We start from the raw sequence: 24,985 nt of genomic DNA on the forward strand, positions 1-24,985 counted from the left end.
ACTTATCGTTTTCGGGGTGCCGTCGTATATGTCCAGGCTTTCGGGCTAAAAACGGCGGCGCATGTCTTCGGATCATGTTACCAGCCCCGGTGGCTCCCGCGTGTAACGCGCGGGAGTTTCGGGACCATTGCCGCATCCACCCCGTCGCTTCCGCCTCATCCGCCATGGATGCGGAGTGGAGGTCTTATGGACGACAACCATGATGCGCTTGCCCATGGTGTGGACCAACGGCGCGCGACTCTCGATCACAATGAAATGCGCAAGCGTGTTTCGGCGCGGGTGCTGCACTTGGACAGTTTTGGCCGAACGGCGTTGGAACGCGCGGTGCGGATATTGCGCGCCTACTTCGTCGATCGCCGCAGCAGCGCGCCGAGGCGCGGGACGCTCCACTGGCTGATGCTGGTAGGCGACCATGCCGACACGGGCAAGCCGGTGAAATGGGGACACGAACCGCTCGTCTTCGACATCTGGGGCTTTGTCGATCATGAGGCCTATAAGGGACTGGAGCGCTATTGGGCCCGCGCCCAGGCCGTGCTTAAATCGGAACTGGGTCGGGCAATAGCCGTCGATCTTTCTATCTTCACCATCGACGAGGCCGAACGCTTCCATCTTACCAATCCCTGGCTGGCCAAGCGCTATGAGGGTGGGATCATTCTCTTCGACCGGGCGATGGACTCGCCAAGAAGTGCCGAACGCCAAACGATCCATGACCGGATCACGGCGGCGGCCGACGCGCTGGACGAGCCGCAGCGCACGGCGTTCGCCCAATACCGCCGCCGTGGTTTCGACCTCGCCCGGATCGCGCGCAAACTGGACGCCAGCGCCGCCAAAGCCGAAATGCACCTGTCGGAGGCGTTCGGCGCATTGCTGGCCCGCCTTGGCGACGATGCACAGCCCCAGTCCCTTCGTCCCGGCCTTGGCCAGCATCCCCGCCATAATCTCGACCTCTATCACCGTCCCGGCGACTTCGACCGTATCCTGGCCGTGACATTTTATCGCCGCGCGGTGGATTTCGTAGGGCTGATGGTGGAAGGGCATGCGCGCGATCGTCCGTCGCTGGTCGTGCGCGAGGCGGCCTACGCGAGCGAGTTTGCGCTAAAGACGCTCCTGCTTCGCGCAGGTTGTTCCGACGAGTGGAACCGCCAGCATATCGGCCTCGATCTTGAGCGGGGGCTGGAACAGGCACAGGCAAACGGACTGTCGCCGCCCTCGCCGGAACTGGCGCGGCTGATCCCGCCGCTGTCGCGCTACCACCGTGGTGGACGAACGCCCGATCAGGCGCGCGCCGTGCTTGCCGTCATGCCGCCCGCCGAGATGGTGGAGACGGTCGCGACATTGCTCGACGCCGTGGGACGGATCACCGGCTATACCGGCCTGCCGGGGGAGGACGCATGATGCTGCGCACCAACCTCGACCATCTCCCTTTTGCTATGCAGCAGGAGGTCCGCCGAATTGCCGCGCTGCTGTTCGAGGGGTTCGACGCCATGCTCGCGGGCAGGCGCGCCGAACGCTACAAGTCAGGCTATATCGTCAAGCTGATCCTTTATGGTCATCATGCGGCCCAGAATTGGGCATCGATGCCTCCCGCCATGCCGATCCGGTTGCTCGCGATCGTCAACCACATCAAGCTCGCCGCCCGCCGCGACGACTGGACAGCGGTGCGGGATCGGCTCCGCCGGGCGTGGGAACTGGGTGAGATCACGCATCCGGTGCGGCTCAGCGTACACAGCCTGAGCCATGTGAACAACGCGCTCGTTCATGGCGTGCCGTGGTTCGTCACCATCGCAACCGAGGGGATCGCGCTTTACGAGGCGAGCAGCGCCCGGCTGGAGTCGCCGCGCACATTGCCTGCCGCCCGTCATCATGAACGTGGGAAAGCGGAGTTTGCCCGTTGGCATGGTCGTGCGACGGATTTCCTGTTGGGTGCAGCCTTCTATCAAAGACGTAAAAATATGCCGATGGCAGCGCTGCTGCTGCATCAGGCCTGCGAGCATCTCTATCAGTGTGTAGCATGGACGCTCACCCTGCACGGGCTACGCACCCACGCGCTCGACGAATTGCGCGAAGTGGCCGAAGAACTGGATATCGAACTTGCCAAGGCATGGCCGCGCGACACTCTGTTCGAGCGCCGTGTCTTCGGCTGCATCCGCCGCGCTTATGTCGAGGTCCGTTACGGCCGGAACTTCCGCATCAGCTCGGAGGAACTGGCATGGGCGATGGAGCGTGCCGCGACCCTGAACCATCTGGTGGAAACCAAATGTAACGCACGGCTGGATGCAGGAGTTTCCGCCATTGGGGAGACTGCGCATGGCTGAGCCGTCCCCGCAATTGCGCGCGGCCTATGACGCCGCCATGGCGCGACTCCCGGTCGTGACGCGCGTGATATTCATGATGCACCGCGTGGACGCCCTCTCTTACGTCGAAATCGCTTGCCGCTTGTCCATCAGCGACAGCGCAGTTCAGGCATGTGTGGCTGAAGCGCTGGGCATGATCGCTGCGATCCTGGATGGCGACATGCCCAGGCGTTGGAGAGATGCGGACATCGCGCCTGCCGAAAGCGACCTGCGCCGCCGTTATCGCGCCTCGTGCCAGGAGCGCTTGCGCGCTTTGGGCCATAGCGAACCGCTGGCCTGGGCCAGCGAGCACGATGACGACCTGATCGTCAACATCGCCTTTCTCCAGACGCTGCCCGCGCCGGTTCTCGAAACGTTTCTTCTCAGCCGCGTCGATGGCCTCAACTACCAGCGGATAGCCAAACGCATGTGGACGCTGCCTTTCGTCGTCCGCCGCAGGATGCTTCACATGGTTCGCGCACTCGATCGGCAGCCCATGACGTTCGAGCAATGGTTGCGCGCAGGGGCGTTGGCATGGGGTTTGGCGACCTGAGCGGCATCACGGAAAAGGCGAGGCGAGGCAGCGCGTCAGGCATCACACCGCCAGAGATGCCGCGAATTACCAGCGATGGATGATGACTCCTCAGCGTGGGGCGTTCGCTCCCTTCAGCGCCGCAAGGAACGAGACCCCACCGGATGCAGTCCTCAAGTTGTGGGGCCTCGCCGGACATCCCTCTAGCTGCCGTGCATGAATGTTGGATGACCGGGAATGAACGCAGGGCCAGACACAAGCAATGTTCGTCCGCATCGTACTAGAAGTTGCCATGCTTGATTCGGTCTGGATCAGAGATTTCCGAGGCTGAAACGTGAGCGCCCCGGATATCTGTCGACGGTATCTATTATTCGGTCATGAATCCCACGTCGGTTGACCCCGACGCCATAAAGGGGGAGCGCCGGGGTCTGATCGAAGCACGTCCTGGTGGGGACCGTAAGGACGCATTAATAATTTTGCGCATAATCGTGAAAAAGTGATTAACGAAGCGTTCTTATCAGAGATCGGCTAGCGCTATTTCCGCAGTTTGCGGGGCAGAGTAACCCCGCTATTGTCGCCCTGACGCGTCGAACGCCATAATCGCTCTGCTTCATCGACAGCAGGCAGCAAGTCCTGGTCGGCCCAGACCGATCGAAGGCGGGAGCGCACTACATCGGGTTCGCCATCGCGTGGAAACAGCGGATCGGCCCTGGAAAACATGATCAGCCCCTGTAAGTCGCCATTTACCTCAACAATCTCGGCGAGCCATTGTCCGAAGGGCAGTCCAGCGTTGAGCGGCGATGTCACAGGCATACCTCAATAAGATAGCAAAATGGCCGATGTCACCGGCTGACCTTCCATCCTTCTCCTATGTGTTCTTTCATCGCTATGCGATGCGATTGTTACACAACCGTGCCATTCCTTCCGTCGGAATAGGAGCCGTTGGAAGCAGAAAGCGACGCCTTGTTCGGAAGGCTCGGCGAATTGCTCGTCTACGTCGTTCCTGTTTGACCTTCGCTGGTTCCGAGGACGTCACCGTGGGGGATTGAGCAGCACATTGGCATCACCCTTGGCTGAACTTGCCGCGCGGTGGATTGGCCTGGCCTCGCGTTTTCGCGTCCAGCGGATCGATGTCCTTGGCGAACCGCAATCCCGCCAGTTCATCCCTGACCCAAACGGTCGTGGCCGCGATTTCTGCCAGCCGCCCGATGTCGAGTAACAGCGTCTGTCCAACCTTCAAGTGTCCAGCGCCATCGATGCAAGCGCCTCCCGCAGATATGTTGCGCACGCGATGCACCGACGGCTCGGCGGCGGTGAATCCAGTCGCCATACCCCGCAGGAACACGCTTTCTCGCGAAGCGACACGGCGATTTATCCGGCTAGGCATGTCTCCTTTTTACCGGGGGAGGCTTACCAATTGATTGAGGCTTTGCCCGACAACTATGACTTCTCGATCCAGGGCAGCGCGCGCGCCTCGTATGTGACCGAGGCGCCGCAGTATACGGCAGAGATGCTTTATCTGCCGTATAGTCGCTTGCCATGACGGATGCTGCCATCAGGGAGCGGTCGATTGCGATGGTGCGACCCTGGTTTTACCTGTGGCATGACAACGGCTATGATTGGCAATCAACCATGTTGCGCAGAGCGGCGAGAGGGGACTGTGACGCCTCGCCATCAGCCGCGGGTAATGGATCATCAACTTGGGAGGTGGAAACATGAGCGCCGCCGATTTCTACCACCAGAACGCCGCCAGCGAGCGCCTCGCGGCTTCAAAGGCGGACCTCCCCAACCGGCGACGGCAGCATGAGCATTCTGCTGAACGTTGGGAACAAATGGCGCGCGACGCAGAGGAGACCGAGCGGCGCACGTTGATCAATGAGGCCCAGAAGCGTGCCTCCCGATAGCCGTCGGTCCCCGTGGGCGATTGAACTCAACGGCTGGATATGCACGCGCGTTCTCCACGCTGGCTAGGCAGCGTCGACCATCATCGGCAGGAAATCGTCGTCGATGTAGCGGGATGCCTGAAGACCGTCGAGGCGAGGCAAGTCGAGGCTTTCGAGCGGCTTGATGCGGGCCTGTCCTTTTGACATGTCTTGTACGATCAGATCCAGCCCTTCGCGACTATAGGTGAAGCGAGCCTCCCCGGTCGACCAGCGGGAAATGCGTTCCAGGTTTTCTTTCTGGAAAAAGACCGGCGTGAAACTGGTGTCCCCCAATGCCTCATCCAGTGAGCGGGGTCGATCAGTCATCTCGCGCAACAAGCGCGTTAGGTTTGACGTAGCAGCCGTATCGGTCCCGGCTTTTTGAAGCAGGTCGATTTCGTCCAGCGTTGCGCGCAGTTCGAGGGCAAATTTTCGGGCATCTCCTCGTTCGGTTAGAAAATCTCCGCCCACCAGAACACCCAGAGGCGTCAAGGTCCGCTTATAGATCGGCGTATCATCCGCTTCGGGTTTGAGACCGTCATTGCGCCGCCTGCGACGCTCCACAATCGGCAACGCGTTGTACGCTATCATTGCCCGTTCGAATTTAACCTGTCTTTTCTGCTCGGCCTCATGGTCACGCAGTTTGCGGGTTTCAAACATCAGCTGCGCCGTGTTCGCGATCTGGACGAGCTTGCGAAATCCCTCTGGGCTGGTCCGCTTTATCTCGTCCCGTTTGAGTTCGAGCGCGGCCAAGGCAGGTGATTGAAGCAGTTGGGCCAGTTCCGCTCGATAGACGGGTACGAGTTTGAGCATATTGGCCCAGCGGATCAGCGCATTTCGCCGCTCTTGTTCCTGCTTGAAGGCCTTCTCTGCGTCGCTGTACCGGACGCCATAATGGTCGCGTCCGCATCCGCGCGCACCGATGATATAGGTTTCTCCACGATCGTCATGAATGACGCGGCCAATCCAATGCCGTCGATGGCCGCAATGGCAACATCGAACGAACGGATATTCTGGATTGGCCTTCATCCCACCCGGTGGCGTCTCGTCATAATAGCCGATGATGGTTGGGCGTGCTTCTGGATCGGGAACGCCGGGGTTCAGTCCCACAATGCTATTTTCCGGATCAAAATATCGGAACTGTGTCGATACCAGTTGAGTGTCGGTCAGACGCCTTGTTGTTTTAATCGATCGAACGGCCATTTGCTGCCTCCGCCTATCGGAAACAATAGGGGAGCGGCTGTCGAATGCAAGTCGGGTCAAGCGCTGGTTTTTGCTCGCCCGATTCTCAATGTGCGCCGCCATATCGGTCGGCCCTGCGTCTCCGCTTCCAGCGTCGCTATTTCGTGCCGTGCGGCATCCAGGAATGCCTTTTTCACAGAATAATGGTCTGGCTCTTTGGTCTCATTCTCCGCGCTGTTCGCCCGCAAGGCGGCATCGCACACCTGCCTGGCGGCATCCCGCACTGCATCGGAGGAGATCAGGGAGATTTCGCCAAACAGGCGAAGGAGCGGCTTTATGTTGCCCAGTGACTTCGCGCCGCCATCCAACAACTCGAACATATTGTGATCAGATTCACCGATGAACTTGGCGTAGATCTGACGGCGTTCGGTCATCCTTTCCCGGATGAGAGCGAGGCGCCATTCGTGCAATCGCATACTGCGCCCAGCAACGAAGCTTATATATCCTGCACTCAACGCCCCAGTGAGGGACGCGGCAATGGGGACCAATATTTCGGAGAAGCTGACGGCCATGTCGTGTGAATAGTTCGGTTTCATGCCGTTGCACAATCGTTGGGGAACTGCTCCAGAATTTTATTTCTGCGTTTGCTGGGCCTCTTCCTCCGCGAACGCACGCTTGCCCTTGCGCTTCCAGAGGACAAGCGCGTTGACGCGTTCCTCGCCGCGCAACCGGTCGGCAATCGTTAGGAACGCGCCGTAGATCGTTGCCCGGTCATCATGGGTCAGATCGACCAGCCCCGCCTTGATGACGAGGCCGCCCAGTTGGATCAAATGCCGCGTTCTTTCCCGCCGCTTGACCTGCCAGTCCCGCATGTCGGTTCGCGCCTTTCGTGCCTCAAGCCGATGCCGCGCCGCCGTCGCGCGGGAGAGTGCCGCTCTGCTGGCCAGAAGGTCCGCCCGCAGGCTGGCTGCCCTTGCCGAGAAAGAACGCTGCACCCGCCTTGCGCCAGCCCTCCTTTGTCGAGGCATCCTTCACCGTGACTGCATGAAGCAGCGCCCCGGCCAGTATATCGGCGTCGAGCGCATCGGCCCCGGTCGCCGACACCAGCTCGCCAAGTTGCCTCACGCGCCGCTCCTTGAGCGCCTTGGCCTTGTCAGCCAGGGCTTTGAGTTCCGAATCAAAATCGCGGGGCTTGCGCATCGCAAAGTCTCCATTGAGTGTCGATGGCGCTATGATAAGATGATGTCGCCCGCCGTGCAGTAGAGTCGCCGGGACAGTCTGACACCGCCTAGTCCCGTCCGAGAAATTTTCGAGAAGGGCGCGCTTATACGTCGTTCCGACGTGCGCTTGAGCATAGTAGATGGACGATCGTCATGGCGATCTTCCACTTCTGCGAAATCAGGTTGCCCGAAGGCGCGCCGGAACAATGGCGCGACCGCGAGCGCCTGTGGAACGACGTCGAGGCATTCGAGAAGCGCAAGGACGCCCAACTTGCCCGCGAGGTCGAGTTCGCCATTCCGCGTGAAATGACCAAGGCGCAAGGCATCGATTTGGCGCGGGATTTCGTATCTGCCGAGTTTGTCGATCGCGGCATGATTGCTGACCTCAATGTGCATTGGGACATAGGCGCGGATGGCCAGCCCAAGCCGCACGCCCATGTCATGCTCACCATGCGCGAGGTTGTGCAGCGTGAGGACGGCACTGCTGGCTTCGGGGCAAAGGTGCGCGAATGGAACGACCATGAAAATGTCGAGCGCTGGCGCGAACGCTGGGAGACCCACGTCAACACCCGCCTTGCCGAACTCGACATTGACGCGCGCATCGACCGCCGCTGCCTTGCCGATCAGGGCATCGACCTCGAACCGCAAAGCAAGATTGGCGGTCCTGCGCACCGGATGGACGCGCAAGGGCTGGAAGCCGACCGCGCTGAGATGCACCGCGAGATCGCGCGGGAGAATGGCGAACGCATCATCGCTGATCCCAGCATCGCCCTCAACGCCATCACCCATCAACAGGCGACCTTCACCAACCGCGATATGGCGATGTTCATCCACCGGCATAGTGACGGGCAGGAGCAGTTCAACGCCGCCATGCACGCGGTGCGTAATTCCCCGGACCTGATCGCCCTGGGCAAGGACGGGCGCGACGACAAGCGTTTCACGTCGCGCGAAATGATCGAGACCGAGCAGCGGATGAACCGCGCCGCTGACCGGCTGGCGATGGACCGGAGCGATGCTCTCTCGGCGGCGGCGACCTACGCCAGCCGCGCCGCCGAGAGTAGTGGCCTTGCTCTGGGAGCAGAGCAGAAAGCCGCACTGCGCCATATAACGGGCGGGCGTGGATTGTCACTGGTGCTGGGTTATGCCGGGACCGGCAAAAGCGCCATGCTGGGCGTCGCGCGCGACGTGTGGGAAGGTGCGGGGCTGAATGTTCGCGGCGCGGCGCTTGCGGGCATCGCCGCCGAGGGGCTGGAGAATGGCTCCGGCATCGCGTCGCGCACCATCGCCAGTATGGAACATGGCTGGGCGCAGGGTCGCGATCTTTTGACTGCCCGCGACGTGCTGGTGATCGACGAGGCGGGCATGGTCGGTACGCGCCAGATGGAGCGCGTCCTTTCCCATGCCGCCGACGTTGGCGCGAAGGTCGTTCTTGTCGGCGATCCTCAGCAACTGCAGTCGATCGAAGCAGGCGCGGCGTTCCGCGCGATCCATGAGCGCCATGGCGGCGTCGAGATCACCCAGGTTCGCCGTCAGCATGAAGGATGGCAGAAGAACGCCACTCGGTATCTGGCCACTGGCAGGACCGGTGAGGCGATTGCCGCCTATGCCGACAAGTACATGGTGCATCAGGCCGAGACGCGCGAGGATGCGAGGCGCGATCTTGTCGAGCGCTGGGATCGCGAACGGCAAGCCGATCCGGACGCCAGCCGCATCATCCTGACCCACACCAATGCCGAGGTGCGCGACCTTAACGAGGCTGCACGCGCGGCGATGCGTAGTGCGGGCGAATTAGGCGACGAGCGCCAGGTGAAGACCGAGCGCGGCGACCGACTATTCGCCTCTGGCGACCGCATCATGTTCCTGCGCAACGAACGCAGCCTGGAGGTGAAGAACGGGACGCTGGGCACCGTCGAGAAGGTGGACGAAGGCCATATGTCCGTCCGCACCGATGATGGGCGTACCGTGGCGTTCGACACAAAGGATTATCGCGACCTCGACCATGGCTACGCCGCCACCATCCACAAGGCGCAGGGCATGACCGTAGACAGGGCGCATGTGCTGGCGACGCCGGGGATGGATCGCCACGGGGCTTATGTCGCCATGTCCCGCCATCGTGATGGCATGGCGCTTCATTATGGCCGCGACGATTTCCGCGATCAGTCCCGGCTTGTCCGCACGCTCTCACGCGAGCGTGGCAAGGATATGGCGACCGATTACAGGGAAGCCGACCCAGCAAGGGAATATGCCGAGCGGCGTGGCATCACCTTTGGCGAGCGCGTCGCGGAGATCGTCAGGCCCATGGTCGAGAAGGCGCGCGGCATCTTCGACAGCTTCCGGCCCAATATCCCGCCACAGCAGGAACGCGACATATTTGCGGGCTTTCAGCCGAAGGCTGAGCCGCCCGCGCAGGAGCGGGTCGTTCGGCACCAACCCGAATATGATGCGCACCCGTTACGCGCAGGCGGCGTGCGCGGCGCGGTGGAGCGCTATGCCAAAGCGCTGGACGCGATCCAGAAGGCTCGTGCGCAGGGCATGGACGCCATGCCCCACCAGCGCGAGGCGTTCGACCGGGCGCGCGATGCACTGGACGCGATCCGGCCCGAAGGTTCGTCGGACCTGAACAGCGCGTTCCGCAGCAGCCCGGAGCTTGTCCGCGACGCCGCAGAAGGGCGCGGTCAGGCCGCCGTGCGGGCGATGCAGTTGGAAACCGAAATCCGCATGGACCCGTTCCAACGCGCCGATCGGTTCGTGGAAGGGTGGCAGCAATTGCAGCGCCATCATGCCGACCTTGTTCGCGACGGCAATTTTCGGGGGGCGAAAAGTGCCGCGCAACAGATGGCGGGCATGGCGAAAAGCCTCGAACGCGATGCCCAGCTTGAATCGGTGCTGGGCCTGCGCAGTCGCGAGCTTGGGCTTGAGATCGGGCAGCAGGCGGGCCGCAGCCTCTCCCGCGACCTCGCATCCTCCATTCCCTTCGATCACGGACGCGACATCGGTCGCGGCATGAGCCGCTAACCCAAAGGAGACCATGACATGGACGACGAACAGAGCCTTTTGAACGAATCGGAACCCCGGCCCAATGCCGCCGCCGAGGCGTTCGCTCACCTCTCGGAGCGCGTGGCCACTATGGAGGAACGGCTTGAAGGGCGCATGGCTGTGATGGCCCGCGCGCTTGAGCATATCGCCATCGAGAAGCAGAGCCTCGAATTCCCCGACTATGGGCCAACACTCGCCAAGATGAACAGCTATCTGGCGACGTTGGCGGGGCAGACGAAGATAATCATGGAAGCGCCCGCCATGCGGTTGACGCCGGAGAGCATGGCGGAGCGGATAGACGTAGCGGCGGATGCCGCACGAGCGATGGACAAGGCGAACATCAAGAAATCGCAGGAATTGCTTCATCAAACCCATGCCGATCAGATCCGCGCGGTCGGGGCCATTCGGACCAAACAGAAACAGCGTTGGCACATGTTCTATTGCGGCAGCGGCGCGGCACTGGCCGTATCGCTTCTGTGGCTGATCTATCCTGACTGGGCGGCCAGCATCGGCCCGAAAAGCTGGCTCTGGCCGGAACGGGTGGCCCGTCGCACGCTAGGCGAGCCTACCATGTGGGATGCCGGTATCCGCCTTATGCGAACCGCAAACCCGGAGGGCTGGCAGGCGATCGTGGATGCTGCCGAAATGCGACAGGCTAATCGCGATGCCATCGCAGCGTGTGAACAGGCCGCAGCCAAGATCCATGCGTCCGTGCGCTGCGCCATCAGCATAGGGACGCCGGCATCCTGAGCGAAATTGCTGAGTGCCGCCCATGGGGCCTTTGTCCTCGACAAACAGTTTCGTTTCCGTCTTACATGATGAGCGCTATGGACAAGCGAAGCCCTCGGCGAAAGGACGGCGAACAATGGCCATCGGCTCAGCTTCCCTTTTATCTTTCTCCCCTGCAGCCAGCTTGAGGGAGCCGATGCGATGAACGCAACGGGCTTGTCCGGCCCCATCCAGTGGGTTGAGGGCTTGATGCTCGGCTCGCTCGCGACCATCGCGGCCACATTGTCGGTCGCGATTGTCGGTTTCCTGCTGCTCGAAGGACGACTGGACTGGCGGCGCGGCGTGCGGACGATTGTGGGCTGCTTCCTGATCTTCGGCGCGCCGGTCATTGCAGCGGGCCTTCTGGTTCCGGTAAACGCGGCCGCCCCAAATGTTTCTAGTCCGACAGTGGAAGCGGAAGTGAGGCCACCGCCGCCTCGCGCGCCACAACAATATGATCCCTATGCCGGTGCGGCGCTACCGCCCGGCTGGTAACCGCTACAGCGCGTCCTTATCGGCAATCGTTCGGATGAATCGCTTTCCGCCACGCCGTTCCAACTGAACGAACAAATCGACCGTGCCCCTGATATAATGGGCGATGTCGTCACGGCTGAGGCGGGTGCCTGATTGCAAGATGATGAGCGCCAATTGCTCGATCGCCTTAGCCGGACTGTCAGCATGGATGGTGGTCATGGAGCCGGGATGCCCGGTGTTGATGGCGCGTAGGAAAGTATATGCCTCATTGCCCCGGAGTTCACCAAGGATGATACGATCGGGCCGCATACGCAGCGATGCCTGGAGCAGATCATCGGCATTGACCTTGGCCTCACCCAGTTCCCCTTTGACCGCGACCAGCCCGACCGCATTGGGATGATCGACCTGTAATTCCGGCGTGTCCTCGATCAGGATCAACCGCTCTTCGCGCGGTATCTCGCGGATCAGGGCGTTGAGGAAGGTGGTCTTGCCCGTCGAGGTGCCCCCTGAGATCAGAATGGTTTTTCGCTGCCGGACAGCGTCGGCCAACATTGATACACGATCATCGCCGCCGATAGCTGGCAGCTCTACCGTTTCCGGCTCCGGTTCGTCGAACGCACCACTCCTGGCATAATCCTCCAGCGTGAGGCTCGCCGATACATGGCGGCGGATCGCCATGGCGAGCGGTCCCCGTGTTGCAGGAGGCGCAACGATCTGGACCCGCGATCCGTCAGGCAGCCGCGCGGACAGCAACGGATGCTCCCGGTTGATGCCCTGATGCGAGACGCTGGCGATCTGCCGCGCGAGCCGCCAAAGCCCTGCCTCGGTCAACGCAGAGACTTCCTCCCGTTCGATGCCGCCGCCCAGTCGCTCGATCCAAATTTCGCCGGGATGATTGATATAGATGTCGGTGACGTCAGGCTGGACCAGCACGCCGGAGATCGGAGCCAGATAGGCGTCAAGGAATGGAAAGTCCGACAGGCCAGTAGCTGCCGACGCTCCTTCGATCGACATATCCCGATCACTCACCGGCGCAGCCCAGTGCCGCTAAAGTCCAGATCCCTGGCGACGAACACCGATACCTCAGCGCCTGAGGCGACCTTGATGGTTGGCGACGGATCGACATTGGGCAGGAAATTCTGACCCGTCGCACCAACCTGCCCAGGCAGTCCGACGATCACCGAGTTGCTCTTGGGCCGCGAGGCAATGTTGACGCCGATGGTGAGCGCCGATTGCAGCACGGCATTGCCGAACCGCTCAATGAAGTGGTTGTTGACCTTGCCTCGGATGCCTGCGCCGCCCAGCACGTCGGCAGCAGGGGAGCCGATACGGATGGCGACGCCGTCGGGCCGAATGAGACGGTTCCAGGTCACCAGAACCCGCCTTTGCCCCGGTTTCGAGTCCCCTGCCGCCTCGCCGATCAAACGGCTGCCGCGCGGGATCAGTACGCGGCTTCCGTCAAAGCCTCTCGCGTCGCGCGACACGATGGCCCGCACCAGGCCAGGCCTGCGGCTGTCGATGGGCGTCTCCAACACAGCGCTGATCATCGAACCCTGGGGTACGAGATTGGCGCGATTGCGGATGACGCTGGCGCGCACGGCCTGATCATCGCCCGCTGCCCCGGCTGCGGCAGACGCATTGCCCAGGCCGTCGCCCGAAGCCAGGTCAATGATCAGCGGCGAATCGCTGCCCTCTTTCCTTGCGCGTGCGGGTGTCGGTGTTTCCGACTGCGATGGCGGCATCGGTGGCATGTAGACCGGCCCGGAAACCATGGGCTGCGGCCTCTCGACCACCGGCGGTGGAGGTGCGGGCGGACTTTCCGTGCTGTGGGGGAGCAGAACAGCCTGTATTGGTTCGAGCGGTGGCAGCGGCACCGCCAGCGGCTGCGGTGCGACCAGCATCGCCTCAACCGGCGCGGCCTTGGCACTGGCCTGCGCGTTACGTCGGCGATTGCCATCGAGGATCAGAAACAATCCGACCCCCAACAGGACGCAGATGATGGCAATGGCGACACCGGAAAGCCCCGCCGATGGCATGCGGACAATCGGCTCAACGGTGCGGTCATCCAACTCGCTCCTGGGGTCGACAGCCTCCTGCATCAGGGTTGCCCCTTGGCGATCTGGCGCACGGCCACCGCCTTGCGCTTGCCCGAGCGGAACACGAACCGGGGTGCGATGGAATCGACCACGAACAGGCCATCGCGCATGGCCCCGTTGATCAAAGTCTCATCACCCTGCGCATCGACCGCGTAGATGGCAGGAATGGCGACATCGGCAGGCCAACGGATGATCGTCGCCAGGCCATCGTCGGACATCTCGGATGGGATCAACTCCTTCGCGCCCTTGACGCGATAGGCGCTACGAGTTTCGCTGACCACGGTCGGCGGGGCCATATCGATACCGGCATAGCGGAACTTGACCACATAGGGACTGATGCCGATAGCCGATCCGGGCGCGAGTAGGAAGCTGTACCGCCGCGCATCGGTGAGGACGATAAGATTGGTATCCACCGCGCCTTCGGTCGGCTTGAGGAACAGGTGATCTGCGCGCTTGTTGGGCGTGACCTGCCAACCCGCGCTCTCGCCGATCGCGACATTCTCGATCCGTTCGTCCGGCGCGAACTCGATACTGAGCGCATAACCCATCTGTAGAGGCAGGCGCACGACCTGATCGGCGTCATAATCGACTGTCTGAATCCGTGGGTCGCCGGGAGAGGCTTGCGGCAAAACCTCTGCCTGCGCAGGCGCACAGAGCAGCAACAGCAAGAGAGGCGCGGCGCGGATCATTGCTGCGGCGTCCTTGCCGCTGAAGGCGAGGCTGGCAGCATAGTCGTAGGCTGGAGCACCGCCCCGCCTTTTTGGACAGGCACGGTTTGGACTACCGGCTGGGGCATGGCCTCCTGGTCCTTGCGATAACGCACCACCTGGAATCCCAGCGGATTGATCAGCCGATCCTCCATCGACATGGCGGCGTCGATGAAGCGGTATCGGACAATCCCGACCCAGGCGTCACGCGGCCCGTCGACCTGTCCCTGATCCTGCCGCTCGGTCTCGAACCGCACCTGGGCCGTGCCTGGACCCAGCGGTGAGACGCTCTTGATATGGACCGCAAGGACAGTGGTCCGGGGATAGCGCTGGAAGGGGCTGGCCGGATTAGAGGCGGGCATGATCGCCATATAATCGCTGCGCGCCCGTTCGGCCGACCAGAGGCCGACCTTGCGATAGTCGGCCTGGACGCTGGTGATGTCGAACCCTTCGCGCGCAATCACATATTGGGCGAGCAGCGATTTGAGCAGCGCCTCATCAGGTGCCAGCACCTGACGGCCATCACCCTTGAGCAACTGAACATAGCCGGTCGTGCGATCCACCAGCAGCGTATAGGGGACGATCGTCTTGAGCGGCATCATCAACGCGATGGCAATGACCGCAAAGGCAGCGACGCCGCAGGCGATACCCGCAATGATCCAGGCGATCCGGCGCGACTGGCGCAGCGTCTCTTGGCTGTCGTCCGCCCAGCTTGCAGCCCGCGCATAATAGACCTGACGGTCAGACACAGGCTGATCGGCGTTCTTGTTCCTGTCGTTCATGTCCGGCTGTTCCGCTGGCTCATACTCTTCGTCCTGCGCTGGTTGCCTGTGCGCCTGTAGCTTTGCCCAAGGGGCGTGGGTGGTGGTTCGATAGTGCCCCGATCAGATATCTCGATTCGCCGCGCTGGGTCCGGTCCCGTTCCGGCAAGGGCGGGCCGCATCCACCATTGATCGCTGATCTTGATAGCATCCGACATCATCGCAGCGCGCGAGCGGCCTTCTTCTTGCGACCGTGTCGGATTGCCCAGCGTCTCTGTCCTTGGCGCGGCGGCTGGAGCCATAGCACGCCAGCGTTCAGACGCTCTTGCGCCTAAGGCCCAGCCGCGTTCCAGAAAGCGGAAGCCCGCCCCCATCTTCAGGGAAATGGCTAGCGCGATCAGGGTCGCCAGCGTGAAGATCAGGATGGTCGCCAATATCTCGCCGGGGGCCAGCACCGGGAGAGTGCCCGCCATCATCGCCCCGATCACATTGGCAAGCTGCGGCTCGACGATCGACATTTCGATGCCCAACAGCACGCCGGTCGCGACACTGGCGATCGCGGTGCCTAGCAGGGCGCGGACCCACCCTTCGAACAATCCCCGCGTCGTATCAAACAACAGGCAGGCAAAGAAAAGCGGTCCCAGTGCCAGCAGAAGGCCTGCAACCAGCCGGACCGTGACGAGGACGGCAAGGCCCGACACGAGCAGCAAGATGCCCGCCGTGGTGAGCAACGGATTACCGGCGAGCGAGTATGACAAAATAGGCGCTGCTGCTGGCGCAGTCGGCGCTACCGCCGTGCCCTCCTGGGATGCTGCGACCGCAGCGGGAGGCGCATTCGGAGACGGCCGGGTCAGTTCCGCAATGGTCTGATAGCTGGTCTGGAGCCGCGCCGGAAAGCTGCGCCCCGATCCGCCGCCCGCGCCAGGCAGCAACGCGACCACTTCCTGCGGCGCTTCGATCGCCAGATTATAAACCACCGAACGATAAGCGGACCATTGGGTCGCAAAGGCCAGCACGAGGCCGATCTTGGCGGCCAGCAATATTCCATCGCGAAGAACCAACTGCTCGCCCAGCAGCAGGCGATAGCCCTGGAAGGCGATGAGGATGGTGAGAAGCCCGCCCAGTGCGATGATGATCGGCGAGTTGCTGGCCGACAGCGCCGCATAGCCGCCTTCGCCCAGCAGCGTGGCCTGGCAATCGACATAGCGGGTAAGCGCCATCGCATAGCCCTGGGCGGCGTCGAAGGGCGCGCAACTCTCCATCAGGCGACCTTGAGCAGTTCGGGCAGCCAGGCCTGCGGATCGTCGCCCACACGGTCGCGTATCTCGTCGAGGAGGCGCACGGTGCGCTCACGCCCCGAAAGGATGGTGAGGATGTCCCCTTCGCCCGAAAGGTTGAGCCGCGCGACCACGCTGTCATTGCCATGCTTAATTAGGAAACAATGGGTATTGTCGGCGAGGCTGCGGACAAGATCATATTCATGGGAGGTAAGACCGAAGCCGTCGCAATAATCCTCTCGCCGCGCCTTGGCGTTGGCCATGAATATCTGGGTCGCTGCCTGTTCGACGATGGCGCTGGCGATCTTGCTGGACAGGGCGTCCTCTGCGCTCTGTGTGGCGAAGCCGACAATGCCGTTGCGCTTACGGATCGTCTTTTCCCAATCCTTGATCTTGTGGACGAAAATATCGTCGTCGAGCGCCTTCCAGCCCTCGTCGATTACGATGATCGCCGGAGTGCCGTCGAGCCGCTCTTCCACCCGATGGAAGAGATACATCATCGCAGGCGTACGCAGCACGGGCGTATCGAGGATGCGGGTCATGTCGAAGCCGACGGTCATGGCCGCAATGTCGGTACGATCCTCCTCATGATCGAACAGCCAGGCATGTTCGCCTTCACCCCACCAGGGGCGTAGGCGGGACCAGAGATCATTGGCATGGGGCCGTTCGCTGCCCCGGAACAGCTGGGCGACATGACGCAGACGGCGATGCGAGCGTGGCACGGCATAGCTGGCATCGACCGCTTCCTGGATGTGGAGCAGCTCCTGCGGGGTCAGCGGCGTACCGGGCAGCATCACGAGACGGCCAATCCAGTCGATGAGGAAGCGGCGGTTCTCGGGGCTGTCGTCAATCTGGAGCGGGTTTAGCGCGGCCGACATGCCGGGACGCAATATGTCGTAGACGCCGCCGATGGCGCGAATGAACAGCTCGGCCCCGCGATCCTTGTCGAAGAAGATGATGCGCGGCGCAAACTTGCGCGCCTGGGCCAGCAGGAAGTTGAGCACCACGGTCTTGCCCGAACCTGACGGCCCGATGACGGTGAAGTTGCCCAGATCCCCCTGGTGGAAGTTGAAATGATAGGGACCGGCGGCGGTGGATTCCAATATGGTGACGGCATCACCCCAATGATTGCCGGTGGCCCGGCCGCTTGGGAAATTATGATAGCTCGCCAGGCTTGCGAAATTACGTGACGAGATCAGCGCACGCCGAGCGATATAGGGGAAGTTGCCGGGGAACTGCGCCCAATAACCCCCTTCCAAACCAATCTCCTCACGCACGGCGATGAGGCCAAGATCGGTCAGAGCTGACTGGACCTCAGCAACATGGGCATCGACGACATTCATGTCGGTGCCGCGCACGGCGATGGTGAGATGATGTTCGCCAAAGGCGGCGCGCCCTGCGGCCAGATCATCCTTCGCCCCGCCTAGTTCGCCGCGCAGGCTGAGTGCCTCATCGTCCGACGCGCGCATACGGCGCAGCGCTAGGTTCATACGGCCAAGCCCAGCCTGGCGATCGACGAAGCCAAAGCTCTGGCTCACCACCATCTCGGCGGGAAGGCGCAGCAGGTCGTCGAGCATCCCGGGCGTAGTCTGGCCCGGATAATCCTTGATCGAGAGAATGGCCTGAAACTCGCGGGGCATGTCACCGGCAGCCGCCAGTTCCACCATGTCCTGGCCAAAGCTGATCCGGCGATAGGGGAGATACTCGCCGACATCGCCCTCGGGTAGGCGCACGGGGCGCATCTCGCCGTTGAGGATCATCGAGAGAAATTCGAGCGGCTCCGAGCAGGAACCGCGATCGGTGTCGTAGGCGGTAAGGATGCGCGGCCTATAATGACCCAACGCCGCGACGATCTGCTCCGTCGCCGTGTCGAGCGCGCGCTTGTCGGCGGCGCGATCGGCCGCGCCAGAACCAGTTCCGGTCAACTTGCGCGACAGGCGATCGGCGATGCCGCTGCGCCCTTGCATGGGTCGGCGCACGATCGTGACGAAGAGATCGTTCACATAGAGGTGCCGCGAACCCAGCCGCGCACGCCAGGCCTCGTCCAGCCGGGCGCTGAAACTGTCGGGATAGTCGGCCTCCAGCGACGTATCGACGCGGCGGCGGATGATATGGTGATATAGGGCGAAGCGGGAAGAGCCGATCGCCTGGAGCATCGCATCGCGCAGACCCTTGCGATAGTTAAGCTCGTCAGTGTCGGCGGTCTCAAACAGAAAGCCGCCCAGATGGACCACCTGCATCATCAGGCCGTCGCGGGTCAGCAGCGTATGATCGTCGATCTGCGCGGCATAGGGGAGCCTGCTGCCGACCGACCGCTCGCGCTTTGCTGCCTTCTCGCTTGCGCTCAGGGACGATAGGAATTGCAACGCCAGCGCCGATGATTGGGGACACGGGGGCAGCGGGCGGCCTTGACCAGCCACAGTTCGAAAATATGCGGATCGCGCAGGCAGGCGAGATAGCCGATAACATGGATGATGACCGCCGCCAGCAGCACCCAGACCGACTTCAGCACCAAAAACAGCTCGGTGGTGACGATCGCGTTGAGGACGAAGAAGCTGTAGGTGACGCCCGCGAACATCTGCGGGCGGGCCAAGGCTACAAACAGGGTATCGCGGTCGAGATGGCTCACCTCAGTAACCGGCCGATGCGGTGGATTGGATGCCGCCCACGATGCTGGCCGCGCCGAACAGGATGAAACAGCCCAGGATCACCACAGCGCCATAGCGCCAATTCATGCGGCCTGTGAGCATCATGAAGCCGACAGCTGCGACGGCGATGACAGCGGCTACCGTTGCAACCGTGCCTAGCAGTGTGCCTTGCAGCCATTGGAGCGCACCAACGATGGGGCCAGACCCAGCGGGATCGTTAAAATCAGCTTGGGCCAGCGCCGGAAAGGCCGGCCAAATCACGATAGCAAACCAAAAGCGGCAAGCTAGATTATACCACTGGCGTACCTGAAACATTAGCAAATCTCGGCCTTCATTTACAGATAACTATGCACTTCAGCTGTCAGTGCTAAACCCAAAAAGCAACAGAACAGCTTGCGTGTCTCGAACTTCGCCCAGGACTGTATGTACCAGACTCAGAAATTCAAGGCACATAGCCAAGGGACATTTCGTACGTGTAGCCGTAGTTCGTGCATTCCGACATGTTTTTCGTGATTAGATGATCCATATCGCTTGTTCGGTAGCATCGATGCAATTGCGTCAGCCCTGTGCCACTCGCGGTGGACGCATAGCCTAAGATACTATTAACGGTTTGTCCCTCGCAGCTGCTCGACGTCGATATGAAATCGTCGACCGAAGAAGCGTTATAACAGCGATAAAGTGCCTGCCGTCCCGTACCGCCGGAGACGTAGAGATTAAAGGTTGGACCTTCTGCGCCTAGGCCTCCAGCATGACCTTCCATAAAGCCAATAGTGTAAAAATGCCCCCGCGCCACCGTGAAGAAACGGAAAACTGGGCGCTTGATACCATCTGCCTTCGCCACCCAAACGACAGACCTATTGTTGGCTTTATCATAACTGTATATCGATGTGGCTATGTTAGCTGAGCTGACAACGGAAACCGTGCCAACGAGGCGACCAAGTGCGTCATAGGCATAGGTAAGATTTTCCGCCCTGACGGGCACTGAGTACGCTAATAGAAGCATCGCATTTAATAGCACTTTTGAAAGTTTTCGCATCAGTCCTCCTTCAGTAGCAGTTTAGCGACTGCCAAATACATAATAGCATCGTAAGATATTATCGACCCACTGAACTATTGCTCGCTTATCGGATATTTAATCTTATCTACAAATTCTCCATTGCGGTACAAAATTACTGCCCCAAGGGAATCCGGGTCTGCCTCTTCTACCCACATTTCCAACGCTACCTCACCTTCGAAATCAATATGAAATTCCAAGCTATCCAACACATATATATCAATCAACTTCCTGTGCTTAAGCGCCATTAGCAAATCATCAAATTTAAATTGATCGATATCATCGCTGGAGACAAGCCCGACACCATTAACTGTTAATGCCCAACTTGTACTGTACACCCATAGCTTTGTTACATCCTCTCCGGCGTCCTCAAAAAATATGTAGAAAAAAGATCCGTAACCCATCTCAACGTCACTAACTTTTTTCTCATGTATACCCGAAAGCAATTTCATTTATAATTCCACGTCATTGAACTTTTCCAAATAGTGATTTCGCAACATCCAGTATCTCTGATCTATCTAAGTTCCGCTTCGTGATTTCCCGATGAAGCGCATCTGCCTGCTTTTCATTCAGATTCAGCTGCTTTACAACCGACTCCGCCTGGCTATTTTGTGCTATATTGTTTTTAGGACTTCCGCCGGAATCTGGCTCACCCCCCGTTTTGCTGGCGCGACGGTCTCGCTCAGCTTTCTGCTGATCAGCGATCCGATCTTTGGCTTTCTTTCTCTTTGGCTTATTGGGATTTTCGATCGCAGACGTGCAACCCCCTGCACAAGTGTCATTGCCCCCCAAAGCCTCTGCGCTGACCAACATCTCAACTGCTGAAATCGGCGCTTTGCTCGCAAAATTTAGAAACCGAATGAATCCGATGCCCGCTGTAACAGTAACTTGCCCAAGTTTTTTCCCGACCACCACAATTTCGTCTGTGATTGCAATGTCAGGATCCATACCAGTAGGATCCGTCAAATTGACTGGGTCATTACCGACGTAAGCGTAGAGATTAAATTGGTCATCGTATCCAATAGGATCGCTTTGCAAGAATCGTCCCAAGGTAGGCGAATAAATGCGAGCTTTGTAATAATACATACCGAGATCAGGAACAAAAGCTTGCCCTGTATACGAAAACCGACCTGTGTTACCACTACCCGGTATACCGTACTCGTCGTATGTATTGATACCAATACTCGATCCAGCACTGGCACCAATTGAAACGATACTTCCTTGATGATTGGACCGCAAGACACGTCGGTCCGACAAATCTGCGCCTTCGTACCAAAACAAGGGTTCGTCCACATTCGGGCCATGAACGTAGCGCCGCGACAAAGATGCCGAACCCGAATATTCGGCAACTAATTCATCGCCATCGTAGAGAAACTGGCTAACTGTTGACCCTTGTGTCTGAAAAAGCCTGCCAAGAGGATCATATGATAGCGATACGCTGTTAATGCCAGATGAACTTATCAAACGATTCTCTATATCATAAACATACGTATTTGAGCCATCAGACGTGATATTTCCGTTGGCATCATAGTTGAAATTTGTCCCACCTACATTGCTGTACTGGTTCCGCCCGTTGCTGACATAGGAACGATTGACAGCGCCATGTCCATTCCAAACGTAGCTATCATTGCTCGTTGTGCGACCCAGCGCTTGCCCCGCAGGATTATATGATGGCGCACAGGTTGTGCCACTTAGACTGCCCATACAGAACGTGACATCTGCTGCAGTTCCAGCAAGATCAATCTTTATGCTCGCAAGCCTACCAACGTTGTCATAGCTATAATCAGTCTTGTTGGCGTCACTTGTACCGCATGTCGACACCCCGCTTGATAGCCAGCAATCACGCTCGCCTCGGTTATTATATACAATGCTTCCAATGACAGAATTGGCGCCTTGTTTAATCAGCGTCATGCGATCTAGGCTGTCATACTCAAATGTGACGAAGTTCGCATCTGGATATGTTAGTCGCGTCCGGTTGCCATTTGCGTCATACAAGTGAGAAAGGGTGCGAACAGTGCCACCCATGCTGTTGGCACTGGATGTAAGTTGTCCCAGCCCATCGTAGTTATTGGTAATTCCCTGGGAGGTGGGGGCGCTTGATCCGTAACGGGCGAAAGTTTGCAGGCCACGCAAATCATAGCCATAATAGACCGCATCCATGCCGGAAGGCGAAGCCGACAGGCACTGCGCTAGGGTCGCAGTTGCTGCCAAATAGAATTTGCTGGTGACCCGATTGAGACCATCGAACTTCTGGCAGATGAACCGCCCATCTCGCTTCTTCAGCCCGGTACGATTGCCATTGTTATCGTAACCATATTGCTCGAAGTCTGCAGTATTTTCGCTTCCCGATGTAGATACCGCCAAGGCCGGAGTGCTGTCGTTAAATGAAGAAGCGAGTGCAACTGATGGAAATATCCATTTAGTCTGACGATCAAAGCCATCATATTCGAATTTTGCTCGATTTCCCTTAGCATCTATTATATATTCCCGTTTGCCATTCGCAGTGTATTTATATGTAACGTATGCCTGTTCGAGAGATGTTCCAACCGCTTTGCGGACTTGTAACAGTCGGCCTGCGTCATCGTATATGTTTTTCGTCACTCTGTCGGCCCCATTTGGGCCACCGGCCTGCGGAATGCAGGCACCGCCTTGCCCGGCCCATTGCGAAGGATCCATTCGAATTACTTCGCACTGCAATCGCCCTATCGAGTCATAGCTATACTGCGATACAGCGACGACTGTCTCTGCATGTGCCACACCAAAGGTACTACATATAATTGCTGTCAGATTTGCGCCGAGCAAACGCTTGAAATATCGATATCTCATCGTTGCGTTCCTATTAGGGTGAAAACGGCAGGGAAAATCACGGCGTGACGGTCTCACGCTTTGCAAGCTGACCAGTTGAGCTGTCGTACGTGAGTCTTACCTTCTGCTGCCAAACGAAGTCGGTGCCATCCGTCATGGAGCCATAACCATCTTGAGTTTCGACCTTTCGCCCATCGGCATCATAGACGTACTTCACTATTTTTCGCGACAGCGGACCCGTTGCATCGGGATCCGGCCAAATCTCATGCGTTATCTTTCCGTCAGTGTCATATACGTAATACTTTTTTGTATCTAAGCCACTCTGTAGAGACGTTATCGACAGAATTTCGCCAAAATAGCCATATGTGTAGTTATCTGTACTGAGAACGGTGCCGTTTCCAAGTTTAACTAATTTAGACGCCATAGTTAAATTTTTTGCGTTGTAAGAGTATTCCTCGATCGTCTCGGTCGCGGTACCTATACATGACGCAGGATCGGCCGCAGCGGAAACCACGCACTCAGATTTTTTCGTAATACGCCAAATGGGCGTACTGCTAGAGAAGCCGCCGCCAGACAATGCGATCGTCGGAGAGATTTGTTGATGGAAGTACCGTATCTGCCTTTTGAGACCATTGACATCTGCGGGATATGTTTCGGACACTATGCCGCCGTGGTCCGCTGAGTAGACGTAATTTGTAATATTTCCATTATTATCAGTATGACTCTTAACCCTATTGCAGAAGCGAAAGTTAGAAGAGTTACATGACCCCTCGTAGCTAAAATACTGAGTTAGGGGAACGCCTCCACCTTTTGGATACGCTCGGATTTGTGTCAGATTACGACGAGCATCATAGCTGTATTCGCTGTATCCACCAGTAAGTGACGAACCACTATATGTAGCTTCGGGGTCTATTTGACGGATTAGAAATCGATCGTCATCAAATTGGTATATCGTTTTTGATCCTATCTCATTTATTGATTCAATAGGCACCTGTTGTAGCGCGTAAAACTTTACTTGTCTTGTCTTTCCATCTGGATTGGTACTAGTAGTTTTCGCGGTATAAAAAGTCGGACCGACATTTGAAGTGTCAACGATAGTTTTATTATATGACCATGTAGACTGCCCCACCTGAACGTTTCCATTCTGAACGGGTAGCAAACCAAATCCAGGTCTAGAAAAAGCAAATGTTTGGCCAGAAGGAAAACTATATCCGCCATTGACGGTGGGCGTGCTATATTTATTCCTGAAAATTTCTGCCAAAGACTTATTTCTATATATAAACTCAAATCCATTAGCTGTTGTAATATTTATTTCTCGTCTGCTGGGGCCAGATGTTGTCGTACAAACGCTCGCTATTGGATCGCAGTAATCCATAGCTGAGTTTATTATGTAAACCTTATTCGGTTCGGCACCTATGCGCGTTCCCGAGTTATACGTGCGAGAAAATATTTGGGAGTCTATTTTAATGATCCAACCAAGCGAGCTCTTAATTGCTCTCAAATTCTTCAACCCATTAGTGGTCGTAGAATAATAATAATCCAGCTTCTCACCATCGGCTCGCGTGGCAGAAATAGCTGTGGCGAGAAATCCCGGAGAATCAGGGTTTCCGGTTAGGAGGGCGGGCTCATTAGTGATTGCATATTCCGAACTACGGAATGAGGCGTCGTATGTTACTATCGTGCCGTCGGGTGTAGTTAGTTGATATGTAGTGGTATTGATTTGAACAAGGCTAGAACCTTGACTTTGACGTTCTGGTTTAAAAATCCACAGGCCAGATTGCCCGCTTACGGGCGAAAACTGGTAGGATTTACCCTCGAATGTGACAAAGTCATGAGTTACGCCTATGTAGGGATCCTCCTGAACAACGATAGCATCTGAGTAATTATGCCGATAAGGAGGTAATGTCGGTGCAAATTTGAAGCTAATTCCATTCACATCAATGCGCGGCGCTGGCACACTCGTGACGAGCGAGATAAGATCTGTGCCGGAAGCATCGACAAACTGCACCTGAGGTACGCTTGGAGGTGGCGGATCAGCAAGGACGGGGGATGTATTGAGGACGCTTGAAAAACAAAGCAAGACGGTTCTGTAAACTGTCTTATTCATTGTGATTTCCTGACTTTCTTGCGGTTAGATTCGCAATTCCGTAATGACCCGGGTAAAATTGGA

General features: G+C 58.6%; 24 protein-coding genes. 7 read left to right on the forward strand and 17 right to left on the reverse strand.

What is annotated here, in order from left to right; genetic code table 11:
- The first annotated feature begins 186 nt into the window (after positions 1 to 186).
- From ASE85_RS04160 to ASE85_RS04170, 3 genes are read left to right on the forward strand one after another with little or no spacing between them, the layout of a single operon-like run.
- Entirely contained in the window at positions 187 to 1,395 is a 1,209-nt protein-coding gene (locus ASE85_RS04160; RefSeq protein WP_056683812.1) for a hypothetical protein, read from the forward strand.
- Entirely contained in the window at positions 1,392 to 2,315 is a 924-nt protein-coding gene (locus ASE85_RS04165) for a DNA-binding protein (RefSeq protein WP_056683819.1), read from the forward strand. The genes ASE85_RS04160 and ASE85_RS04165 overlap by 4 nt, the downstream gene beginning before the upstream one ends.
- Positions 2,308 to 2,886 (forward strand): sigma factor-like helix-turn-helix DNA-binding protein, encoded by a 579-nt coding sequence (locus tag ASE85_RS04170; RefSeq protein WP_056683821.1) that lies wholly within the window; start codon positions 2,308 to 2,310, stop codon positions 2,884 to 2,886. The genes ASE85_RS04165 and ASE85_RS04170 overlap by 8 nt, the downstream gene beginning before the upstream one ends.
- Positions 2,887 to 3,928: 1,042 nt before the next feature.
- Here the strand turns inward: ASE85_RS04170 and ASE85_RS04180 are convergent.
- A complete protein-coding gene (locus ASE85_RS04180; protein WP_082462639.1) occupies positions 3,929 to 4,252 on the reverse strand; it encodes a PilZ domain-containing protein in 324 nt (107 codons plus the stop codon).
- Positions 4,253 to 4,580: 328 nt separating this feature from the next.
- Between ASE85_RS04180 and ASE85_RS04185 the strand changes: the two genes are divergently transcribed.
- Complete coding sequence (locus ASE85_RS04185) at positions 4,581 to 4,769, forward strand: hypothetical protein (protein ID WP_056683832.1); 189 nt, start codon at positions 4,581 to 4,583, stop codon at positions 4,767 to 4,769.
- A gap of 63 nt (positions 4,770 to 4,832) precedes the next feature.
- Here the strand turns inward: ASE85_RS04185 and ASE85_RS04190 are convergent, their stop codons facing one another.
- From ASE85_RS04190 to ASE85_RS04205, 4 genes are all read right to left on the reverse strand, one after another.
- Positions 4,833 to 5,990 carry a hypothetical protein gene (locus tag ASE85_RS04190; protein WP_156358184.1) on the reverse strand — a complete coding sequence of 386 codons (1,158 nt, stop codon included), beginning with the start codon at positions 5,988 to 5,990 and terminating at the stop codon, positions 4,833 to 4,835.
- A gap of 56 nt (positions 5,991 to 6,046) precedes the next feature.
- Positions 6,047 to 6,403, reverse strand: a complete 357-nt coding sequence (locus tag ASE85_RS04195; protein ID WP_156358185.1) for a hypothetical protein — start codon at positions 6,401 to 6,403, stop codon at positions 6,047 to 6,049.
- A gap of 198 nt (positions 6,404 to 6,601) precedes the next feature.
- Complete coding sequence (locus ASE85_RS04200; protein ID WP_056683843.1) at positions 6,602 to 6,841, reverse strand: conjugal transfer protein TraD; 240 nt, start codon at positions 6,839 to 6,841, stop codon at positions 6,602 to 6,604.
- Between the two features lie 22 nt (positions 6,842 to 6,863).
- Complete coding sequence (locus ASE85_RS04205; RefSeq protein WP_056683847.1) at positions 6,864 to 7,169, reverse strand: conjugal transfer protein TraD; 306 nt, start codon at positions 7,167 to 7,169, stop codon at positions 6,864 to 6,866.
- A gap of 173 nt (positions 7,170 to 7,342) precedes the next feature.
- On the opposite strand from ASE85_RS04205, the gene traA reads away from it, so the two are divergent.
- From traA to ASE85_RS04220, 3 genes are all read left to right on the forward strand, one after another.
- Positions 7,343 to 10,204: a Ti-type conjugative transfer relaxase TraA gene (gene traA, locus ASE85_RS04210; protein ID WP_082462640.1), complete on the forward strand. Its 2,862-nt coding sequence runs from the start codon at positions 7,343 to 7,345 to the stop codon at positions 10,202 to 10,204.
- An 18-nt stretch (positions 10,205 to 10,222) separates the two neighbouring features.
- Complete coding sequence (locus tag ASE85_RS04215) at positions 10,223 to 10,975, forward strand: DUF6118 family protein (RefSeq protein WP_056683850.1); 753 nt, start codon at positions 10,223 to 10,225, stop codon at positions 10,973 to 10,975.
- 141 nt (positions 10,976 to 11,116) lie between these two features.
- A complete protein-coding gene (locus ASE85_RS04220; protein ID WP_268795114.1) occupies positions 11,117 to 11,488 on the forward strand; it encodes a TrbC/VirB2 family protein in 372 nt (123 codons plus the stop codon).
- Positions 11,489 to 11,491: 3 nt separating this feature from the next.
- On the opposite strand, the gene virB11 is transcribed toward ASE85_RS04220, so the two are convergent.
- From virB11 to ASE85_RS22845, 12 genes are all read right to left on the reverse strand, one after another.
- Positions 11,492 to 12,481: a P-type DNA transfer ATPase VirB11 gene (virB11, locus tag ASE85_RS04225; protein ID WP_082462641.1), complete on the reverse strand. Its 990-nt coding sequence runs from the start codon at positions 12,479 to 12,481 to the stop codon at positions 11,492 to 11,494.
- A gap of 11 nt (positions 12,482 to 12,492) precedes the next feature.
- Entirely contained in the window at positions 12,493 to 13,566 is a 1,074-nt protein-coding gene (locus ASE85_RS23685) for a TrbI/VirB10 family protein (protein ID WP_235523211.1), read from the reverse strand.
- The gene (locus ASE85_RS04235) at positions 13,566 to 14,252 is read right to left on the reverse strand and encodes a TrbG/VirB9 family P-type conjugative transfer protein (protein WP_056683856.1); all 687 of its coding nucleotides are present in this window, start codon (positions 14,250 to 14,252) and stop codon (positions 13,566 to 13,568) included. The genes ASE85_RS23685 and ASE85_RS04235 overlap by 1 nt, the downstream gene beginning before the upstream one ends.
- Positions 14,249 to 15,052 (reverse strand): virB8 family protein, encoded by an 804-nt coding sequence (locus ASE85_RS04240; protein WP_056683858.1) that lies wholly within the window; start codon positions 15,050 to 15,052, stop codon positions 14,249 to 14,251. The genes ASE85_RS04235 and ASE85_RS04240 overlap by 4 nt, the downstream gene beginning before the upstream one ends.
- On the reverse strand, positions 15,049 to 16,293 hold the full coding sequence (locus tag ASE85_RS04245) for a type IV secretion system protein (RefSeq protein ID WP_056683860.1): 1,245 nt from the start codon (positions 16,291 to 16,293) through the stop codon (positions 15,049 to 15,051). The genes ASE85_RS04240 and ASE85_RS04245 overlap by 4 nt, the downstream gene beginning before the upstream one ends.
- Positions 16,293 to 18,680 (reverse strand): VirB4 family type IV secretion/conjugal transfer ATPase, encoded by a 2,388-nt coding sequence (locus ASE85_RS04250; RefSeq protein ID WP_443018475.1) that lies wholly within the window; start codon positions 18,678 to 18,680, stop codon positions 16,293 to 16,295. The genes ASE85_RS04245 and ASE85_RS04250 overlap by 1 nt, the downstream gene beginning before the upstream one ends.
- Positions 18,653 to 18,937 (reverse strand): type IV secretion system protein VirB3, encoded by a 285-nt coding sequence (locus ASE85_RS04255; protein WP_056683867.1) that lies wholly within the window; start codon positions 18,935 to 18,937, stop codon positions 18,653 to 18,655. The genes ASE85_RS04250 and ASE85_RS04255 overlap by 28 nt, the downstream gene beginning before the upstream one ends.
- 1 nt (position 18,938) lies before the next feature.
- Positions 18,939 to 19,271, reverse strand: a complete 333-nt coding sequence (locus tag ASE85_RS04260) for a TrbC/VirB2 family protein (protein WP_235523212.1) — start codon at positions 19,269 to 19,271, stop codon at positions 18,939 to 18,941.
- Positions 19,272 to 19,398: 127 nt separating this feature from the next.
- Positions 19,399 to 19,992 (reverse strand): hypothetical protein, encoded by a 594-nt coding sequence (locus ASE85_RS22840; protein ID WP_156358186.1) that lies wholly within the window; start codon positions 19,990 to 19,992, stop codon positions 19,399 to 19,401.
- Positions 19,993 to 20,066: 74 nt separating this feature from the next.
- On the reverse strand, positions 20,067 to 20,462 hold the full coding sequence (locus ASE85_RS04265; protein WP_056683870.1) for a hypothetical protein: 396 nt from the start codon (positions 20,460 to 20,462) through the stop codon (positions 20,067 to 20,069).
- Positions 20,463 to 20,475: 13 nt separating this feature from the next.
- A complete protein-coding gene (locus ASE85_RS22210; RefSeq protein WP_082462642.1) occupies positions 20,476 to 22,836 on the reverse strand; it encodes an RHS repeat domain-containing protein in 2,361 nt (786 codons plus the stop codon).
- Between the two features lie 37 nt (positions 22,837 to 22,873).
- Positions 22,874 to 24,922, reverse strand: a complete 2,049-nt coding sequence (locus ASE85_RS22845) for a hypothetical protein (RefSeq protein ID WP_156358187.1) — start codon at positions 24,920 to 24,922, stop codon at positions 22,874 to 22,876.
- Positions 24,923 to 24,985 lie beyond the last annotated feature (63 nt).

The sequence above is a fragment of the Sphingobium sp. Leaf26 genome (genome assembly GCF_001421665.1).
Taxonomy (GTDB): Bacteria; Pseudomonadota; Alphaproteobacteria; order Sphingomonadales; family Sphingomonadaceae; genus Sphingobium.

Bases quoted from the DNA above. Each gene is read 5' to 3' on its own strand.
- ASE85_RS04160 (WP_056683812.1), top strand. From the start codon at position 187: ATGGACGACAACCATGATGCGCTTGCCCATGGTGTGGACCAACGGCGC.
- ASE85_RS04165 (WP_056683819.1), top strand. From the start codon at position 1,392: ATGATGCTGCGCACCAACCTCGACCATCTCCCTTTTGCTATGCAGCAG.
- ASE85_RS04170 (WP_056683821.1), top strand. From the start codon at position 2,308: ATGGCTGAGCCGTCCCCGCAATTGCGCGCGGCCTATGACGCCGCCATG.
- ASE85_RS04180 (WP_082462639.1), bottom strand. From the start codon at position 4,252: ATGCCTAGCCGGATAAATCGCCGTGTCGCTTCGCGAGAAAGCGTGTTC.
- ASE85_RS04185 (WP_056683832.1), top strand. From the start codon at position 4,581: ATGAGCGCCGCCGATTTCTACCACCAGAACGCCGCCAGCGAGCGCCTC.
- ASE85_RS04190 (WP_156358184.1), bottom strand. From the start codon at position 5,990: ATGGCCGTTCGATCGATTAAAACAACAAGGCGTCTGACCGACACTCAA.
- ASE85_RS04195 (WP_156358185.1), bottom strand. From the start codon at position 6,403: ATGACCGAACGCCGTCAGATCTACGCCAAGTTCATCGGTGAATCTGAT.
- ASE85_RS04200 (WP_056683843.1), bottom strand. From the start codon at position 6,841: ATGCGGGACTGGCAGGTCAAGCGGCGGGAAAGAACGCGGCATTTGATC.
- ASE85_RS04205 (WP_056683847.1), bottom strand. From the start codon at position 7,169: ATGCGCAAGCCCCGCGATTTTGATTCGGAACTCAAAGCCCTGGCTGAC.
- traA (WP_082462640.1), top strand. From the start codon at position 7,343: ATGGCGATCTTCCACTTCTGCGAAATCAGGTTGCCCGAAGGCGCGCCG.
- ASE85_RS04215 (WP_056683850.1), top strand. From the start codon at position 10,223: ATGGACGACGAACAGAGCCTTTTGAACGAATCGGAACCCCGGCCCAAT.
- virB11 (WP_082462641.1), bottom strand. From the start codon at position 12,481: ATGTCGATCGAAGGAGCGTCGGCAGCTACTGGCCTGTCGGACTTTCCA.
- ASE85_RS23685 (WP_235523211.1), bottom strand. From the start codon at position 13,566: ATGCAGGAGGCTGTCGACCCCAGGAGCGAGTTGGATGACCGCACCGTT.
- ASE85_RS04235 (WP_056683856.1), bottom strand. From the start codon at position 14,252: ATGATCCGCGCCGCGCCTCTCTTGCTGTTGCTGCTCTGTGCGCCTGCG.
- ASE85_RS04240 (WP_056683858.1), bottom strand. From the start codon at position 15,052: ATGAACGACAGGAACAAGAACGCCGATCAGCCTGTGTCTGACCGTCAG.
- ASE85_RS04245 (WP_056683860.1), bottom strand. From the start codon at position 16,293: ATGGAGAGTTGCGCGCCCTTCGACGCCGCCCAGGGCTATGCGATGGCG.
- ASE85_RS04260 (WP_235523212.1), bottom strand. From the start codon at position 19,271: ATGTTTCAGGTACGCCAGTGGTATAATCTAGCTTGCCGCTTTTGGTTT.
- ASE85_RS22840 (WP_156358186.1), bottom strand. From the start codon at position 19,992: ATGCGAAAACTTTCAAAAGTGCTATTAAATGCGATGCTTCTATTAGCG.
- ASE85_RS04265 (WP_056683870.1), bottom strand. From the start codon at position 20,462: ATGAAATTGCTTTCGGGTATACATGAGAAAAAAGTTAGTGACGTTGAG.
- ASE85_RS22210 (WP_082462642.1), bottom strand. From the start codon at position 22,836: ATGAGATATCGATATTTCAAGCGTTTGCTCGGCGCAAATCTGACAGCA.
- ASE85_RS22845 (WP_156358187.1), bottom strand. From the start codon at position 24,922: ATGAATAAGACAGTTTACAGAACCGTCTTGCTTTGTTTTTCAAGCGTC.